The sequence below is a fragment of the Deinococcus hopiensis KR-140 genome, assembly GCF_900176165.1.
Classification (GTDB): Bacteria; Deinococcota; Deinococci; order Deinococcales; family Deinococcaceae; genus Deinococcus; species Deinococcus hopiensis.
The window spans coordinates 1,242,501-1,259,795 of sequence record NZ_FWWU01000009.1; the positions used below are offsets into that span (position 1 = coordinate 1,242,501).

18 protein-coding genes (1 of these 18 cut by a window edge) are annotated in these 17,295 nt (G+C 68.9%); 13 read left to right on the forward strand and 5 right to left on the reverse strand.

Features of this window, described 5'->3' with window-relative positions:
- Together B9A95_RS19575 and B9A95_RS19580 are read right to left on the reverse strand one after the other, a co-directional pair.
- Positions 1-380, reverse strand: partial view of an NAD-dependent epimerase/dehydratase family protein gene (locus B9A95_RS19575; protein WP_084048815.1) — the start only. Its footprint begins 676 nt before the window's first position; the window shows 380 of its 1,056 coding nt (coding positions 1-380); the start codon lies at positions 378-380; the stop codon falls past the left edge of the window.
- 24 nt (positions 381-404) lie between these two features.
- Positions 405-803: a hypothetical protein gene (locus tag B9A95_RS19580; RefSeq protein ID WP_084048816.1), complete on the reverse strand. Its 399-nt coding sequence runs from the start codon at positions 801-803 to the stop codon at positions 405-407.
- Between the two features lie 175 nt (positions 804-978).
- On the opposite strand from B9A95_RS19580, the gene B9A95_RS19585 reads away from it, so the two are divergent.
- Together B9A95_RS19585 and B9A95_RS19590 are read left to right on the forward strand one after the other, a co-directional pair.
- Entirely contained in the window at positions 979-2,934 is a 1,956-nt protein-coding gene (locus B9A95_RS19585; protein ID WP_084048817.1) for a hypothetical protein, read from the forward strand.
- A gap of 645 nt (positions 2,935-3,579) precedes the next feature.
- Positions 3,580-4,032 carry a hypothetical protein gene (locus B9A95_RS19590; RefSeq protein ID WP_084048818.1) on the forward strand — a complete coding sequence of 151 codons (453 nt, stop codon included), beginning with the start codon at positions 3,580-3,582 and terminating at the stop codon, positions 4,030-4,032.
- A 5-nt stretch (positions 4,033-4,037) separates the two neighbouring features.
- On the opposite strand, the gene B9A95_RS19595 is transcribed toward B9A95_RS19590, so the two are convergent.
- Together B9A95_RS19595 and B9A95_RS19600 are read right to left on the reverse strand one after the other, a co-directional pair.
- Positions 4,038-4,736 carry an ABC transporter ATP-binding protein gene (locus B9A95_RS19595; protein WP_084048819.1) on the reverse strand — a complete coding sequence of 233 codons (699 nt, stop codon included), beginning with the start codon at positions 4,734-4,736 and terminating at the stop codon, positions 4,038-4,040.
- Positions 4,736-5,896: an ABC transporter permease gene (locus tag B9A95_RS19600; protein WP_084050849.1), complete on the reverse strand. Its 1,161-nt coding sequence runs from the start codon at positions 5,894-5,896 to the stop codon at positions 4,736-4,738. Before B9A95_RS19600 ends, B9A95_RS19595 begins: the two co-directional genes overlap by 1 nt.
- A 122-nt stretch (positions 5,897-6,018) precedes the next feature.
- Here B9A95_RS19600 and B9A95_RS19605 point away from each other — a divergent pair, with 122 nt between their 5' ends.
- The 10 genes from B9A95_RS19605 (at position 6,019) to B9A95_RS19645 (ending at position 15,571) form a co-directional block, all read left to right on the forward strand.
- On the forward strand, positions 6,019-7,278 hold the full coding sequence (locus B9A95_RS19605) for a DUF4127 family protein (protein WP_084048820.1): 1,260 nt from the start codon (positions 6,019-6,021) through the stop codon (positions 7,276-7,278).
- A gap of 268 nt (positions 7,279-7,546) precedes the next feature.
- A complete protein-coding gene (locus B9A95_RS33990; RefSeq protein WP_170928720.1) occupies positions 7,547-8,050 on the forward strand; it encodes a cellulose binding domain-containing protein in 504 nt (167 codons plus the stop codon).
- On the forward strand, positions 8,047-8,676 hold the full coding sequence (locus tag B9A95_RS34710) for an Ig-like domain-containing protein (protein WP_245808392.1): 630 nt from the start codon (positions 8,047-8,049) through the stop codon (positions 8,674-8,676). Before B9A95_RS33990 ends, B9A95_RS34710 begins: the two co-directional genes overlap by 4 nt.
- 74 nt (positions 8,677-8,750) lie before the next feature.
- Entirely contained in the window at positions 8,751-9,185 is a 435-nt protein-coding gene (locus tag B9A95_RS34715) for a glycoside hydrolase family 18 protein (RefSeq protein WP_084048821.1), read from the forward strand.
- Between the two features lie 76 nt (positions 9,186-9,261).
- Positions 9,262-10,032 (forward strand): AIM24 family protein, encoded by a 771-nt coding sequence (locus tag B9A95_RS19620; protein ID WP_084048822.1) that lies wholly within the window; start codon positions 9,262-9,264, stop codon positions 10,030-10,032.
- Between the two features lie 48 nt (positions 10,033-10,080).
- Positions 10,081-10,557, forward strand: coding sequence for a DUF2726 domain-containing protein (locus B9A95_RS19625; RefSeq protein WP_084048823.1), 477 nt, complete (start codon positions 10,081-10,083; stop codon positions 10,555-10,557).
- Between the two features lie 584 nt (positions 10,558-11,141).
- Positions 11,142-12,164, forward strand: a complete 1,023-nt coding sequence (locus B9A95_RS19630) for an ATP-binding protein (RefSeq protein WP_084048824.1) — start codon at positions 11,142-11,144, stop codon at positions 12,162-12,164.
- A 2-nt stretch (positions 12,165-12,166) separates the two neighbouring features.
- Positions 12,167-13,297, forward strand: a complete 1,131-nt coding sequence (locus B9A95_RS19635; protein ID WP_084048825.1) for a vWA domain-containing protein — start codon at positions 12,167-12,169, stop codon at positions 13,295-13,297.
- A 15-nt stretch (positions 13,298-13,312) separates the two neighbouring features.
- Complete coding sequence (nudC, locus tag B9A95_RS19640) at positions 13,313-14,122, forward strand: NAD(+) diphosphatase (protein ID WP_084048826.1); 810 nt, start codon at positions 13,313-13,315, stop codon at positions 14,120-14,122.
- Positions 14,123-14,173: 51 nt separating this feature from the next.
- Complete coding sequence (locus B9A95_RS19645) at positions 14,174-15,571, forward strand: hypothetical protein (protein ID WP_084048827.1); 1,398 nt, start codon at positions 14,174-14,176, stop codon at positions 15,569-15,571.
- Between the two features lie 270 nt (positions 15,572-15,841).
- Here B9A95_RS19645 and B9A95_RS19650 read toward each other — a convergent pair whose 3' ends face one another.
- Positions 15,842-16,534, reverse strand: coding sequence for a Crp/Fnr family transcriptional regulator (locus B9A95_RS19650; RefSeq protein ID WP_084048828.1), 693 nt, complete (start codon positions 16,532-16,534; stop codon positions 15,842-15,844).
- Positions 16,535-16,598: 64 nt separating this feature from the next.
- On the opposite strand from B9A95_RS19650, the gene B9A95_RS19655 reads away from it, so the two are divergent.
- Complete coding sequence (locus B9A95_RS19655) at positions 16,599-17,294, forward strand: ABC transporter ATP-binding protein (protein ID WP_084048829.1); 696 nt, start codon at positions 16,599-16,601, stop codon at positions 17,292-17,294.
- Position 17,295: the final 1 nt, after the last annotated feature.

Here is a 17,295-nt window from a genome sequence, read left to right on the forward strand (position 1 = left end):
AGGACGACCCGCCTGACGGTCGCGCTCCGTTTGACGGAGGCGAGGACATTCTGGGTTCCCCGAAGTGCTGGCCCGATCAACTGCCGTTCTCGGTCGTCCGGCCGGCTGAGGAAGTACGGAGACGCCGTGTGGATCACGGCCGAACAGCCCTCCACCGCGCCGTCGAAGCTGCCTTCTTTGAGCAGGTCCGCCTCAAACAACCGGAGCCGCTCCGGATACTGGTCGGCGAGGTCGAGCAGGTGCTGGGTCTTGGGGTGCTCCTGCAAGCGGCGCACGGTACCGTGGACGGTGTGGCCGTCGCGCAGGAGTTCTTCCACGATCCAGGAGGCCAGGTAGCCGGCCGCGCCGCTCACCAGGATGCGCTGTTGTGCTTGAGGCATAGCTGCTCCGCTCAAGACGCCCACTTACTTGTAGCGGCGGTCCGTCAGCATCAGCTGAACGCCCCAGGTGCCGATGACGAGGCCGAGCGTCCAGAACTGGCTGAATGCCGGGATGAGGTGCCCAGCTTGCAGGATGCCGAGAACGGCCGAGGCTGACGCGATGACCGCAAGGCTGTTCACGCAGGCGTTCTGGTGCAAGATCTGTTCCAGTTCGTCCGTTCGCCGGTAGATAAAGCGTGTGAAGGGCACGAGGGCAACCGCAAGGATGACCAGCGGCGTGAGAAGCAACCGTTGCTGGAGAGCCGGAAGTCCGAGCAGGTCGGTGGCCTGAGCGGCCAGAACCAGGCCGCCGAGAATGGAGAGTCCGAGGAGCACCTTGAGTAGGTACGCGGGGTGTGGGTGTGCGGCGGGACTGTCGTTCATGGACTCCTCCAGTGGAGATGTAAAGATCTCTTTACATAGCGTGCCGGTGCGACCCTGAAATGTCAAGAGACCTTTACAAAAGCTTCTGTGAGGCGCTCCGGCCAACGCGGGTAACCTGCCGCCCTGTCCCTGAGATTCTCCGGGATCGAGAGAAGGCAGGGTATCCTTGCGGAAAGTGATCACGCGACCTGCCTTTCTCCCGTCTGCCCGGCCCCTGACCGCCCTGCTGACCCTCGCCGCCCTGGTGGGCGGAGGCGCGCTCGCCCAGACAGGCGGCATCTTGCCCCTCGTGTCGGTGGGTGAGAAGTGGCCCCAGGCGCAGGAAACGTACGTGATCCGCGTCTCGCCCCAGGACGCCGGAAAACCGCTGGGCCTGGAGGTCTACAGCCCCACCTTCAACCTGGCCGACTATGTGGACGGCCGCCGGGGCGAGGGCTACTTCGGAGATGAGCTGTACAAGAAAAACGAGCCCTTCGAGAGCATCTTCACCCTCACGGGTCCGGGCGGCACGGTGGTGGAGCGCCGATTCTCCGCCAACCGCCAGCACACCTGGGAGAGCCTGTTTGCCGGGGGGGTGCCTGCCGGGACCTACACCCTCAAGGTGACCAGCAAGGGCGACGGCAAGAACTCCTTTGCGCTGCGGGTGGCGGCCCCCTTTGGACTGGATACCAGCGACTTTTCGGTCAACGCCCGTGACACCTCCAACGTGCCCCTGCTCGCCGCGCGTCTGACCATCCCCGCCGAGTGGGTGGGCAAAACGGTGGCCCTGCTGAACTACGACATGGACGGCGCGCAGGAAGCCGAGAGCTGGGTGGAGCAGCCCGGTGGCAAAAGGGTCAACCTCAGCACCAGCGAGAACGGCAAGTCGGCCACGGACCGCTTCACGGTCACCCCCGAACTCGTCGGCGAGTGGAAGGTGTACATCCGCGTGCTGCCCACCACCAAGCAGTACAGCAACGCGGTGCGCTATTCCTTCCGGCTGGGCGAGCAGCCCATTCCCGCCCGCGTGGGCGGCTTTACCCCTCCTGAGAACGTGAAGATCGCCAACCAGCTCCTCGTGGATGTGGTGGACCCCCAGGGCCGGCCCATTCCCGGCGCGAGCTACACGCTGGTGGGCGACACCGTGGTGCGCCCGACGCTGCCGCCCGGCTACGTTCCGGTGAGCAGCGCGATTGTAGAGGGCACCGGCAACCTCGTCTCGCCCACGGAGGTGCGCTACCAGCCGGGCTACAACAAGGTGCGCTTCGTGGCCCGCGCGCCGGAGGGGCAGCTCGCGGTGGACGCGGTGGCGATCTACGGAGACCAGCGCATTCCTCTGCCCGGCATTCCCTTCGAGGTGGCGGGGCGGACGCTGACCACCCCCGCCACGCTGCCCCTCGCGCCCGGTGACTACCCGGTCAAGCCCACCCTGATTCCCGGCAGCACCGTCACGCCGCCTGTCCCAGGGCGGGTGTCCGATGCCGGTACGGGCCGCGTCACCATCGAGTACCGGGTGCAGACGGACCTCACGCTCGTCACGGCTCCCGACGTCCTGAACGCCTGCGATGTGACGCAGCTGACCGCCACCGCCAAGACCGACTTTCCGTACCGACTGCCGGGACGGCTGAAACTCAACCTCCCGGCAGGCTGGACGAGCGACTATCCGCTGGAACTTCCCGGCGACTTCAGCAGCAGCGTGCCCCTGCGCCTGAAGGTGCCCGTGCGCGTATGCCGGAGCGACACGGCCGAAGCGGTGCTGGACCCCACCGATCTACGCACCACCGGGCAAGCGCGCGTGCGTAACCCCAGCGGCGCGAACGTGACCCGCGCGGTGCAGGGCGGAGCACGCGCCACGCTGGGCAAGAACGTGGAGGTCTCGGCGCAGGGTTACGCAGTCACGCTGACCTTCACGGTGGACAGCACCCTCGAAAATGTCCGGCTGTTCGATCCACTGCCCGCCGGCGGGGGCACTCCCGCTGTGCGCGGGCCGCTGAGCGTGCAGGGTCCCAGCCTCGCGGGTGTCTCCCCCCGGGCCGACGGCGACACGGTGATTCTCACGCGGGTGATTCCGGGCACGTACACCATCACGTACGCGCTGCTCACGGACCTGCCCGCCGACCGCGCCGTCACGGCCCCGGACCTCGACTGGTAAGGACCGGGGAGGGGATACCGCCTGGACCTTCGGTGAGCTGAGGTTCGCCGGCGAGGAATACCTCGGTCCCGAGCAAGTGGCGGCGTATGACCGCAAGGCACGGTTTGGTCCTGGGCCGGAGTTGCGCCTGTTGAGCGCGCTGGGCCTGGCGGCGGGGAGCTGCCGCTGCGTGCGGCCAGCCTCTCCCCGACCATGCTGGAATGCCGCGCAGGGGAAGGTGGCGCGGGGTGGGCGTTCTGGGATTCACCGCTGAGGAGCCGTTCGGCCTCGCCTATTCCCGCAACGCCCTGCACCGCCTGCCCGACTGCTGGCAGGTGCAGGCGCTGCTGCGTCCCGGTGACGTGTGACGGCCGCGCGATCTGGCGTTTTCCTGCGCGTCCGAGGAGCGGGAGGTTCGGCTCGGAGCGTGGCTGGAGCGCGCTTTGCACGGCGGGGGAGGCGTTGCCCATCCACAACTTGAAGCGCACCTGCGGGGCGAGTTGGGGACCTCCACGTGGCTGCTCGGGCCCAGCTGGAACGCGTGGGCTTTGCGATTGGGACAGCGGAGTACAGCGCTTCGGGCGTTTTCGGGGCCCATGTATGCCGCCGAATCTGAATGTCAGCAGGGCTGCCCCCGGAGCGCCGTTTTTCCGGTACTCTGTGGCCATGAAGCGTTTGTGGTTCGCCCTGTTCGCCGCGTCCCTGCTGGGGGCGTGCGGCACGGTCGCCACCCCGGCCTCCTCCACCCCGCGCACTGCCGGGGAGCTGCTGGGCGCGCCGACCTCCCTGCAGGTTTCCGGGCGCAGCGTGCGCGCCGACGCCGCCCCTGTTCTGGCGGGCGACACCTTTCGCGTCCGGGTGAAGGTGCAGGCCAGCCGCGCGCCCCTGCCGCCCCTGACCGTCACCGGGGTGTATGTGGTCACCGAGGACGGTGTGTGGCGTGCCGGACGCACGCGCAGCGGTGAGGCGGGTTGCGCCGCCCAGAGCTGCGTGCAGGGTACCGGTGAGGGCGCAGCGTCCGGCCTGCGTGCGGGGGACGGCGTACAGGTGGTGGTCAGCCTGAAGGACGCGGGCGGGCGCACCATGTGGCTGCGCGACCCCCAGGCCAGCATCAAGTAGCCGGGCTACCCGCCCACCGTCACCGCACCGTCGCGCACCTGCAGCGTGTGATCGGCCCGGGTCGCCACCTCCCGGTCATGCGTAATGAGCACCACGGTGCGGCCCTCACGTGCCGGACCGATCAGCAACTCCAGCACGCGCTCGCCGGTGCGGGTGTCGAGATTGCCCGTCGGCTCGTCGGCCAGCAGCACGTCCGGATTGCGCGCCAGCGCGCGGGCGATGGCGACGCGCTGCGCCTCGCCGCCAGACAGCTGGGCGGGCAGGTGTGAGGCCCGGCCCGAGAGCCCCACGCCCTCCAGCAGCGCCCGCGCCCGTTCGCGACGCTCCCGCTTCGGCACGCCTGCCAGCGTGAGGGGAAACTCCACGTTTTCCAGTGCGGTCAGGATGGGCACGAGGTTGTGGTTCTGAAACACGAAGCCGTAGTGGGCCAACCGGAAGTCGGCCCGCCGCACTTCTGGGAGGGCGTGCAGGTCCGTCTCGCCCACGACGACCCGCCCCGTCGTCGGTGTGTCGAAGCCCGCCAGCAGGTTGAGCAGGGTACTTTTTCCACTGCCGGACGGCCCCACCACCGCCGTGAGGCCCGGCGCGAAGACGTGCGTGAAGGGCGCGAGGGCCGTGATGGTGCCCTCACCGCTCGGGTAAACGCGCGAGAGCTGCTCAGCGTGAAGGACGCAAGGAGCGGTGCGCTGGGAGGGAGCCACCATCACACCCGCCCCAGCGCGTCCACGATACTCAGGCGGCTGGCGCTGCGCGCGGGCAGCAGCCCCGAGAGCAAGCCCAGCAGCAGGCTGATGCCCAGCGCCAGCAACGTCAGCCGGGGCGTGAGGGCCGCCGCGTCGATTCCAGCGAGTTGCTGGGTATAGAGGTTCACAGCCCAGATGCCCAGCAGGCCCAGCAGCAGGCCCCCCACGCCGCCCACCAGCGACAGCAGCAGCGACTCGGTGAGCACCAGCGTCCGCACAAAGCCAGGCCGCGCGCCGATGGCCCGCAGGGTGCCGAACTCGCGGGTGCGCTCGAACACGCCCATCATTACCGTATTCGCCACGGCCAGACCGCCGACGATCAGGGCGATCAGCGAGATGCCGAAGCGCACAGCGTCACTGATCTTGAGCGCCCGGTCAATAAAACTCAGGAAGTCCGACTGCGTGGCCGCTTCCAGATTCAGCCGCTCGCTGATCTGCCGGGCAACAGTGCGCGCCTCACGCGGATCGGTCAGTTTGACGGCCACGAGCGAGACGCGCCCCTCGGCTCCCTCGGCGCGCTGCAGGGTTTCCAGGGGCAGAAAGATGAAGTTGTCCACCAGCCCCGATTGCGGCGCGAGGACTCCCACCACCCGCACGCTGCTGCGCCGATTGAGGTTGAGCCGCTTGCCCAGTTCCAGTCCCAGGTTCTGCGCGGCCTTGGCTCCCAACACCGCCGCACCCTGCCCCTCGTCCCCGGCAACCAGGAGTCGGCCCCGCGCCAGCGCGGTGTTGGGAAATACGGCCCCGATGCCGCCCGCTGCGGGGAGGCCATACAGGATCACGCTCTGGGCAGGGTCCAGGCCGCCCCGCACCGCCATGACCACGGGTGTCAGCGACTCGAGCCCCAGTTCCGCGCTCTGCTTTTGCAGGTCCCTTACCGTGCTCTGCGGCAGGTTGGGCTGCAGCGCCAGTCCCTGCGAGAGCGGCGTCAGGCTCACCTGAATATCCGGTCCGATACCGCCGAGTTCGGAGGTAAAGACCTTGCGGATGCCCTCACCCAGCGACAGAAAGACCACCATGCTCGCCACGGCGACCGTGATGCCCAGCGCCGTGAGGAACGTCCGAACCGGGCGGCGGGTCAGTCCCCGCCACGCCAGCGCCCACGTCTCGGTCCATTTCACGGTCTTCACGGTACGCCTCCGGGCGGGGGGTTGCCGGGACAAACGGCGGGCAGGAGCCACCAGTCGCCAGCAACCCATGTGTTCCTCGCCTGCTCCTCACGCCGGGCCTCTAGGGTGCCCCTATGCTGCGCCGCCTTACCCTTTGTGCCCTGCTGCTCGCCTCCTGCGCTGGGGCACAGACCCTCGTGCCGCTGGACTCGCGGCCTGCCACGCGCCAACTGCCTGCGCTGATCGCGGGGCTTGGTGGAGCCAGGGTACATGTGCCGGACGCCGCCCTGCTCGGCAACGCTGAACGCGGCGCGGACCCGGCGGCGCTGGCCGCGTGGCTGGGGGCCCAGCCCACGGACAAGCCGCTGATCGTCGCCCTGGACGCCTTCGCCTACGGTGGTCTGTTGCAGTCGCGCACGAGCGCGCTGAGTCCCCAGGAAGCCCTCGCCCGCGTCGAGCCGGTGCGCGAGTGGCAAACCCGGACCGGGCAACCCGTCTACGCCTTCATTACCCTGCCGCGTGAACCCGGCGCGCGGGACCGGGCGCGCAACCTGGCCGTGGTTCGGGAGATGATCGCGTGGGCGCGGGCGGGCGCGTTCCGCGAGCTGCACGTGACCTGGGACGATGCCCTGCCCGGCAGCCCTTCTCCCGCCGAGGGCGCGGAACTGGCGAAAACAGCGCCTGAAAACGTGCGCGTCTATCCCGGGGCCGACGAGGTGCTCGCCCTGCTGGTGGCCCGCGCCCTCGCGCCAGCCCAGAAGACGGTGCGCGTGGAGTACAGCAATTCGGCGGCGGCAGAGGCAGCGGTCAAGTACGAGGGCATTTCCCTGACCCAGAGCGCGGCCAACCACGCGGCGGCGGGCGGCTTCCGACTGGTGGAGTCGGGGGTGGCGGACCTGACCCTGTTCGTCTACAACGGAGGAGACGCCCGGCAGGCGGCCGTTCGCGTGAGCAGCCTGCTGCGAAAGGGTCCGGTGGCCGTGGCCGACGTGGCGCAGGTCAACCTGGGCAACGCCCGGCTGTGGCGTGACCTGTTCACCTTGCGCCAGCACGCCAACCTGCGCGCGTTGGCGGCATGGGGTACGCCGGGCAACAACCTGGGCACTGCCCTGGCCCACGCCCGCCTTACCCTGGAGGGAGCCAATCCGGTGCGGCAGGACGCTCTGCTCGCCCACGAGTACGCCAACGACGTGGTGTACAGCACCGAGGTCCGCGCCGCCCTGCGTAAGGCCATTCCCGAGAAGGAGCTGAACACCCCGGCCGGGCAAGCCAAGCTGCTGGAACTTGCCCGCCAGTATTTCCCGTTGCGGGTGGGGTTAAATTACCGCCTGCAAGACGCCTCACTGCCCTGGGGCCGCTCCTTCGAGTGGGACTTCCGGCTTGAGGGGCGCTAAAAAGTCCTGGGATGAAGCCGGAACTCTGGGCGACGCCGCGGCGCTGACCGCCCGGCTTCCCTTTGTTGTGGGAAGCCGCGGCGGTCAGCGCAGTGAGCGCCGTTCTGCCCGGCACCTGCCGTGAACAAGGGGCAGGAGGGCCAGGAAGAACCTGCCCAGTATGAAAGCAATTTTTACCTCGACTTGTACTACGCGGTTATGATTTTCTGTTCGAACATCCCAACACGCTGCCCAGGTCCTCTCCGCCCTGCGTTCCTGGAGGTGTTCCATGTGTACCCGTCTCGGATCGCTGCTCGTGCTCGGCCTGCGCCTCTCTGCGTGCAGCACCACCCCAGAAGCCACCGCACAGAAAACCCCCGGGCAGAGCGGTCTGCAGGCGCAGGCGAGCACGACACCGACAGCGACGTTCAGCACGAGCAGCGCGTGGGACAGCGGCTTTGGCGGCGTGGTCACCCTGCGTAACCCCACCGCCGCCATCAAAGGCTGGACCCTCAAATTCAGGTTCAACGGCAACGCCGCCCTCACCGGTACCCCCTGGGGTGCCGGCGGCGCCGTCTCCAAAGACAGTACCGGCCTCTACGCCATCACCCCCAACACCTGGGGCGGCGACACCATCCCCGCTGGAGGCGCGGTCACCGTCTCCTACGACGGCACCGGCACCTTCAGCGGCGTAAACACCTGCACCCTCAACGGCAATCCCTGCGACGGCACCACCCCCCCGCAGACACCACCGCTCCCACGGTCAGCGTCACGGCCAGCCCGACGGGCGTGACGGCGGCCGGAACGGTGAACCTGAGCGCGGCGAGCGACAACGTGGGGGTGACGAAAGTGGAGTTCTACCGGGGCTCAATCCTGCTGAGCACCGACACCACCTCGCCCTACACGGCGGCGGACAGCGTGACTTCGGCGCAGAACGGGACGCAGACGTACGTGGCCAAAGCCTTCGACGCCGCCGGAAATACCAGGTCCGCCTCCGCCAGCGTCACCGTCAATATCGCTGGCGCCACGCCGGCTCCCACAGGCCTCAAATATTCGGCGGCCCCCTACGTCATGCCGGGTGAGAGCCTGCTGGACCTGAAGCAGGTGATGGCGGTGACGGGGCAGAAGACCTTCATGCTGGCCTTTATCCTCGCGCCCAACGGGGGCGGCTGCACGCCGACGTGGGACGGCACGCACGCGGCCGATCAGCACCGATACGCTGGCGCAGCCGGTCATCAACACCATTCGGGGCAATGGGGGCGACGTGTCGCTGTCCATCGGCGGCTACGGCGGCACCAAACTGGGGCAGGCGTGCGCAGACGCGGCCTCCACCGCCGCCGCGTACCAGCAGGTGATCGACAAGTACGGAGGTCAAGGCCCTGGACTTTGATCTGGAAGAACCCGAGTACGAGAACCTGAGCGCCATCAACAACGAGATTGGCGCGGCCGCCATCCTCCAGCGCAACAACCCCGGGCTGTATCTGCCGTTCACCATGCCGGGCACGGCGTCCGGCACCGGATACTTCGGGAAGAATGTGCTGGACACAGCCAGGCGGCTGGGCGTGACGAACGCGAACTTCTCGATCATGCCCTTTGACGGCGGCTTTAACGGCGCGAGTAGCCAGATCGCTGCGCTGGAGCAGTTCCACTCCATGCTGATTACCGCCTTCGGCTGGGACAGCGCCACAGCTTACGCCCACGAGGGCGTCTCTATGATGAACGGCCGCACCGACACTGCCGAGCACTTCTATCCCGCCGATTTCCAGAGCGTGCTGGACTACGCCCACCAGAAGGGCCTGGGCCGCTACACCTTCTGGTCCGTGGGCCGGGACCGCGCCTGCCCCAACAACGCCGATCAGCTCTCGTCCATCTGCAGCGGCATCGCGCAGACCGACGGGGCCTTTACCAGGTTCACAGCGCAGTTCTAGCGTTGCCCGGGGAGGACGCTGCGAGTGGAGTTCGGGTCGCGGCGTCCCTCCTTGTGGAGACGGGGCATCATGAGGCATGGAACACACCCAGGTGGTTCAGGAAGAGCGCGGAGGCGGGCTGCACCTGCGTGTCCACGCCCTCACGCACGTCACCCGTTTCTCGCGCAGCGCCGAGGGGCAACTGAACGAGCACCGTGACCTCGACGGGCGCTTTATGGTGGAGGCGCGGCTGGAAGGGGGCGGTGTCCTGCTGGAGCCGGGGGCATTTCTGTACAGCGTCGGGAGAATCGAGGCCGAGGTGCGCCAGCAGCAGGCAGGCGGCTTTCTGCGCCGGGCGGTGGCGACAGCGGGCTCAGGGGAGTCGGCCTTCGCCACCCATTTCGGCGGGCGCGGCACGGTCTGGACCGAGCCCAGCAACCGGCACTTCCTGATCTCCAGCACGGACCGTCCGGACGACACGGTGCTGCTGGACGACGGCGCCTTTTACCTCGCGCAGGACACGATGCAACTCGGCAGCCACAGGCACACCAACATCTCCGGCGCACTCTCGGGGAATGGGCTGCAGCAGCCCAAGCTGACGGGTCAGGGTCTGTTTGTGGTGGAGTCGCCCGTGCCCGTCAGCGAGGTGGAGGTGATCGAGGTGAACGCCGGGCAGGGCCTGGTGGTGGACGGCGACATGATGCTGATGTACACGGGAAACTTGCAGGTCAGCCTGCGCCCACTGGTCCGGGGCCTGCGCAACATGCTCCGCAGCGGCGAGGGGCTGGTCTACACCTTCAGCGGCGAGGGCACGGTGTTCCTGACGCCTACTGCGCGGCGGGTGTCGGCGGCCTCGGTGGCGGGCTGAGGGCAAGTTCGCAGCCGTTTGGCCGACGTGCTGGATAGACTCCACCCCATGCCCCTCGGTTGCCTCGCCGCACTCTTTGGAATTCGCGAAAAGCCTGCCGCCGCCCGCGAAACCCGCGTGCCCACCTCGCTCCCGCTCAACCTCAAGCGCTACTTCTTCAGCAGGGATGAGAAGGCTTTTTTCGGCACGCTGGAGGGGGTGCTGAGGGACACGCCGTACCGGGTGTTTCCCAATGTGCGGCTCGACGATCTGTTCGAGGTCCAGAAAGCGGCACCGAAGGGCACGCGCAACCGGATTCAGAACAAACACGTGGATTTTCTGCTTGTGGATGCCCGGGACGCCTACCGCCCGGTCCTCGCCATTGAACTGGACGGACGCTCGCACGAGCGCGTGCGGCAGCAACACCGCGACGCTGTGAAGGACGTGGCGTTCAAATCGGCGGGGCTGAAGCTGCTGCGCCTGTCCTCCCGGGCGTACCGGGCGGCAGAATTGCGGGAGGTGCTGGGCAAAGAGTTGCGGTTATAACGGGCCATATGGCTTCTGAAAAGGACCTCCGTTTCCTCGGGCGTGCCGGGTTCTCTCCCCGGCGCGGTGACCTCATGAACATGCCCGACTTTACCCGGCGCATCACCCTGTAGGCAGTGCAGGGCCTGTCTTCAACCCAACTGGATCGCGGCGTCAGGCCGGAGGGAAACAGCAGTGGCGCCCTGCTGGCCCACACCGCTGCAGTGGCGCGTGGGTCTACCGCCCCGCCACTCTCTTCTGAATACCAGCAGAACGCCGGGGAAAAGCAAGAGTGGGGCCCGGCTCCTGCCCCTCGGGTGGCGAGGGACCGGTACCGGGGCTGGACACTGGAGCAGTGCGAGGAGCTGCCGGGGGAGGTGCGGCAGCGTACTCCTCACGGAATTCGCCGGGCGGAACGACGACTGGTTGCGGCGTAAAGTCGCGCCGCCAGGGGGCGCTCTGGTCAATTTCCACTGGGCCTGGTTTCCCATGCTGGAGGATGAACTGCGTCACCGGGGCAGATTCTGCTGATTTGCAACCCCCTGCCCGGGGAATGATGGTCCCTTCCTGCGCGGCTTACCCGCCACGCGCTACCCTGAGCCCCAATGAGCCTCACCCCCGCCGAACTGCAAACGTACCTCTCGGCCCTCGTCACCGGAGAACTCAAGCTCTCCACCATGATCTGGGGTCCGCCCGGCGTGGGCAAGAGCAGCGTGGTGGCGCAGGTCGCTGCCCGGCACCACCTGGGCTTCGTGGACGTGCGCCTCTCGCAACTCGCCCCCACGGACCTGCGCGGGTTGCCCGTACCCGAGGCAGATGGAGCGGGCGGGGGCGTGAGCCGCTGGTATCCCCCTGAGTTCCTGCCCCGGGAGGGCCGCGGCGTCCTCTTTCTGGACGAGGTGAACATGGCCCCACCCACCATGCAGGGCATGGCCCAGCAGTTGATCCTGGACCGCCGGGTGGGCAGCTACGAGCTTCCGGAAGGCTGGTTCGTGTGGGCGGCGGGCAACCGAAAGGAGGACCGCGCCTCCGTGTTCGACATGCCCGCGCCCCTCGCCAATAGGTTTCTGCACCTCACCGTGCGGCCCGATTTCGACGCGTGGCGTTCCTATGCGTTGGGGCGCGGCCTGCACGAACATGTGATCGCCTTCCTGACCTTCCGCCCCGAACTGCTGCACCGCCTGGACCCCACGCAACCCGGCTGGCCCAGCCCCCGCGCGTGGGAGATGGCCTCGCAGCTCCACCGCGCCCGGTTGGACGCTGCGCCCGCCGTGGGTGAGGCGGCCGGGGCCGAGTTCAGCGCCTTTGTCCGGCTGTACGAGCAGCTGCCGGACCTGGGCCTGGTGCTGCGCGGCCAGGGCACCGGGTTGAGACTCCCGGACGAGCCCAGCGTGCGCTACGCCGCCGTGGTGGGCCTGGCTGCCCGCGCCGCCAACGCCGACGAGGCTTTTCACGCTTTCGGCTGGCTGGCCGGCGCCGCTGGGCCCGAATGGCTGCAACTGTACGTCGCCACCCTGGTCAGCAAGTTCCAGGCCATCGGGCAACTGGGGGAACTGGCCGGGCTGCTGGGACGCGACGCGCGGCTGGCTGAACTGGTGCAGGGGACGTTGGCCCTGGCCGAAGGGTAAGCGTGACACCTCCCCCGCCCGTGACCCCCGAGTTTCAGCGCCTGATCTCCGGCTCGCGCCTGCGCCTGCGCGGCAAATCGGCCTTCTTTGCCACGCTGCTGCTGCATGCCGAATTCGTGCCCTCGCGCGAGGTGGTCGCGGCGGGCACCGACGGCGAGCGGATCTATGTGAACCCCGACGTGGCCCCCACCCTGCCCCCCTACGTGCTGGACGGCCTGCTGCTGCACGAGGTGCTGCACGCCGCCCTGTCGCATGTGCAGCGGCGCGGCCCGCGTGAGAAGAAGCGCTGGAATAAGGCTGCCGACACCATCGTCAACGGCATGGTGGTTGCCGCCGGGCTGCCCACGCCACCCCAGAGCGTGCGCGACGAGCATCTGGAACGGCTGAGCGTGGAGGAGGTTTACAGCGCGCTCCAAGGGCAGGACGACGGCGAGGGGAACGGGGAGGGCGACGATCTGCTCGACGGCCCGCCTTCCGACGCGCCCCCACGTGAGGGCAAGCCGAACCAGAACGTGACCCGCCAGTGGCAGCAGGCGATGGCCCAGGCCCGCAGTGTGGACGCCATGAGCGGCGGCAAGGGCGACGATCCGCTGGGGGCGCACCGTGAACTCGCGCGGCTGGCCCCGGCGCGTCTGGACTGGCGGGCGCAACTGTGGCGCTTTCTGGCCCGCACGCCGGTGGATTTCGGGGGTTTTGACCGCCGCTTTGTCGGGCGCGGGCTGTATCTGGAGGCGCTGGACGACGAATCCCTGACCGCCCTGGTGGCGGTGGACACCTCGGGCAGTGTGAACGACGAGGCGGTGCGCGCCCTGGTGGCCGAGGTGCAGGGCGTGCTTGGGGCGTATCCGCACGTCAGGGCGGTCCTCTACTACGCCGACACCGAAGCGTATGGCCCCTTTGACCTGCGCCCCGGTGACGAGGTGCCGGCGCCCGTGGGCGGCGGCGGCACCGATTTCCGGCCCATTTTCAAGCTCACCGACACGCATGAGCCCGACGTGCTGATTTACCTGACGGACGGCTATGGGGATTTTCCCGAGCAGGCCCCGTCAATGCCGACGCTGTGGGTGGTGCCGCCCGGTGGGCTGGAGGACGAGGGCTTTCCTTTCGGGGACGTGCTGCGATTGGAAGAGTAGGCCTATCCTGCCTCCATGATTCGCCCCGCCTCATTCATGCCCTCTACCGAGCCCCTGCCCCCCGGAGACGCGCTGCTGTTGCTGTTTCAGGGAGGCCGCCTGCTGCTGCGCGAGGACGGCACGCTGCCGCTGGGTCAGGCGGCGGACTTTGGATCCGCGTTCGTGAATCCGCTGGGTACGCTGGAGGAGCAGCCGGTGGTGGCGGCGCAGCTGGTGGATGACGCTCCGGCTGGTTTCGAGCTGCGCCCCCTGCGCAGCGTGTTCGGCCTGCTGCCGGAAGACCTCTTCGGCCTCGCCGGGTACGGGGTGCAGATCGTGGAATGGGACCGCACCCACCGCTTCTGCGGCCACTGCGCCACGCCCACGGTCCGGAATGGGCACGAACATTCCAAGACCTGCCCGAACTGCAGCCTGACCGTCTACCCCCGCGTCGCGCCCGTGGTGATGGTCCTCGTGACACGTGGCGGCGGCGCGGCGCGGGAGTTCCTGCTCGCGCGTGGGCCGCACTTTCCGCCCGGGATGTATTCGGCGCTCGCCGGCTTCGTCGAGCCGTCCGAGACGCTCGAGGATGCCTGCCACCGCGAGGTTCGCGAGGAGGTGGGCGTGGAGATCCGGGCGCTGCGCTACTTCGCCAGTCAGCCCTGGCCCTTTCCGCACTCGCTGATGATCGCCTTTACCGCCGAGTACGTGGGCGGCGAGATCACTCCGCAGCCCGGTGAGATTGAGGACGCGCGCTGGTATCCGGTGGGGGAGTTGCCGTCCCTGCCCATGCCCTTCAGCATTGCGCGGAGGCTGATCGACGCGGTGGCGCAGGCCGGGCCGTGAGCCTATCCCTCGGCACTCTGCCCTCTGCCCCGTTCTGCCATCATTTCCCCCATGACCTTCCCTGACCTCGGTTCACGGCCTCCCACGGCGCTGGGGGTGGACGCCGCCCTGGGCACCGCCTCGGACACGCGGGCGGACGCGGAGACGCTGACCAGCCTCAGCGTGCATCCCGACAGCCGCGTGCGGGCCCTCGTCGCCCGGCATCCGAATACGCCCGTGGAGGTGCTGGGCACCCTTGCGCCCGGCTTTCCGCGCGAGGTGCTCGCCAACTCGGGCCTGCCCCTGATTCGCCTGGCTCGCCCCAACCTGCTGAACGCGTTTCCAGCCGAAGGCGTGATCGCCCTGCTGGGGCTCCCCGAGGTGCCCGGCTGGGTGCTGGACGGCGCGGCCCGGCACGAGGACTTCGGGGTGCGCGCTGCCCTCGCCGCACAACCTGGGCTGAGTGCCCAGCGGGTAGAAGCCCTGGCGAGCGACGCAGGCTGGCAGGTGCGCGAGGCGGTGGCGAAGCGGCCTGCCCTGCCCGAACCCCTCATGCGCCAGCTGGCGGGCGACGACGACTATGACGTGCGAAAGGCCGTGGCGATCCGTCCCGATCTGCCCGGTGACGTGCTGCGGACCCTGGTGGCCGACGCGCACGGTACGGTGCGGGCGAGCGCGGCGCGTCGGCTGGACCTGCCGCTCGACTGCATGCTGACCCTGGGTGCCGACGGGGACCTGGACGTGCTCGCCACCCTGGCCCGCCGGGTGGATCTGCCACGGAACGTGCGCGGATGGCTGGCTGGGCACGAACATCCAGCGGTGCGCGCGGCGGCCCTGCTGGCGTGGCAGGTGCCCGCCGGGTGGCTGGACCGCGCCGAGCACGACGCCGATCCCGAGGTGCGCGCGGCCCTGGCCCGCCGCCCGGACACTGGCCCCGAGCGCCTCGCCCGGCTGGCTGGAGACGAGTCGGAAACGGTGCGGCGCGCCCTTCTGGAACGCAACGATCTGCCCGAAGCGGCCGTGCTGGCGCTGGCCCGCGCTCCCGAGCAGGACATCCGCCTGCACGTTGCGAGCGCCGAGGGCCTCACGCCCGCCGTGCTGGACGCGCTGCTGCAAGACGCCGATCCGGCCATTCGGACCATTCTGGCCGTACGGCCGGACCTCGGCTCCGAGCGCCTCGCCCGCCTCGCGGCGGACGCAGACGCGGAAGTGCGCCGTGGGGTGGCCTACGCCGAGGCCCCCAGCGGCGCTGTGCTGGAAACGCTGAGCCGGGACGCGAATGCCGGGGTGCGCCGCGCGGCCGCCCGTCACCCTGCCCTGCCTGCCCACCTCCTGCCCCTCCTGGCCGCTGACAGGGACGAGGGCGTGCGCCTGGCAATGGCTGGGCGGGCGGCGCTGCCGGGAGAAGTGCGGGCGCGCTTGGCGGCCGATCCCGATGAGAACGTGCGGGCGGAAGCCCTGGAGGATTGACTGGGGAAGCCTTCGGTCGCCAGCTTCTGCCCATACGAACTCCTCAAGATTCAGGAGAAAACACGCCCTCCGCGGTATGGAGCAGCACGCGGGGAATGGCCGCCTGTTGGGTAATTCTGCAGCGCCCGTACCATAATGATTCAGGTTCATCGGTGATGAAATAACCGATGAACCTGAGCGGAACGAGCGGGAAAAACGGTGGCGGAGAGGTGTGGAATCACCGAAGCGAAGCGGAGGGGAGCGGAGGGAACGGATGATCCGGAAACCGTATCAGTCCACCTCGGCCGCCTGCAGGGCAATCGATTCCAGTTCCTCCAGGTCCAGCAGGGTGACGGTCTGGGTGCTCACCCGAACGGCCCCCGCCGCTTCCATCTTGCGCAGCACGCGGGCGACGGTCTCGCGGCTGCTGCTCGCCCGGCCCATGATGTCGTGGGTGGTCAGGGGCAACACTTCGGGGTCCGGCACGCCCGCTGCCACCCGCTGCGCGTACAGACCCGCAAAGACGTGAGCGAGCGCCGCTTCCGTGTTCAGGCCGAAGGCGATCAACTCGTCGTTGAGAAAGGTCACGCGCCGGGCCAGCATCTCCGCGAGGTTCCACAGCACGCGTGGGTGACGGCGCAAGATCAGCTCAAAGTGGTCGCGGTGGAGCGCCAGCGTGCGCACGGGCGTCAGGGCGCGGACGGTCGCGCTGCGTTCCTGCCGGGCCAGCACTGCCGTCTCGCCCAGCACACCAGGTGCGTAGAGATCGCCCAGCACGCGCTCGCGGCTGCCAAGGCTGACCCGGCTCACGCGCACGGCCCCGGTGGTCAGCAGGTGCAGCACCTCGCCTTCCCGGTCCTGCTCGACGAGCAGTTCGCCAGGGGTAAAGTGCTGCTCGGCCACCACCTTGAGGGCTTCCAGCACCGCGTCCTCGGACACGTTTTGGAACAGGGGCGAGCGTTTCAGGTCGTCGAGCCGACTCATCCCCGTGATCCTAGCGCCCATCAAGGGGGCAGCTATCCCGGTCCGCCTTTAGGCCTACGCTACAGTGCCCTCCGTGACCGCCTCCAGCCCCCATTCCCCCGCCGCCCTCCTGGCCCGGGACCTGCGCCACGGTTTCGCTGGCAGTGACGTGCTGCACGGCGTCTCGCTGGAGGTCCGTTCCGGCGAGGTGGTGGCCGTGACGGGGCCGTCAGGCAGTGGCAAGAGCACCCTGCTGCACCTGCTTGGTGGCCTGGACACCCCCCAGAGCGGCGAGGTGTGGTGGGCAGGTGAGCGGGTGGATACCCTGAGCACCCAGGCCCGCGCGGGCCGCCGTGCTGGACGTGTGGGCCTGGTGTTTCAGCACCACTACCTGCTTGAAGACCTCACCGTGGCCCAGAACGTGCAGGTGCCCGCCCTGTTGGCCGGGCAAGACGGCGCGGCGCGGGCGCACGACCTGCTCGCCCGTGTGGGCCTGGCAGAGCGTGGCCGGGACCTGCCCGGCGTCCTGAGCGGCGGCGAACGCCAGCGGGTGGCCGTGGCCCGCGCCCTGGCGACGCGCCCGGCGGTGGTCCTCGCCGACGAGCCCACCGGCAGCCTCGACCGTGCCAACGCCGAGCGGGTGGCCGCCCTGCTGCTGGACCTCGCGCGCCAGGAAGGTGCAGGCGTGCTGCTCGTCACGCACGATGATCGCGTGGCAGCGCGGGCGGACCGGGCGCTGCACCTGCTGGACGGGAGGATTGGGGAAGCCGTTGGCCTTTAGC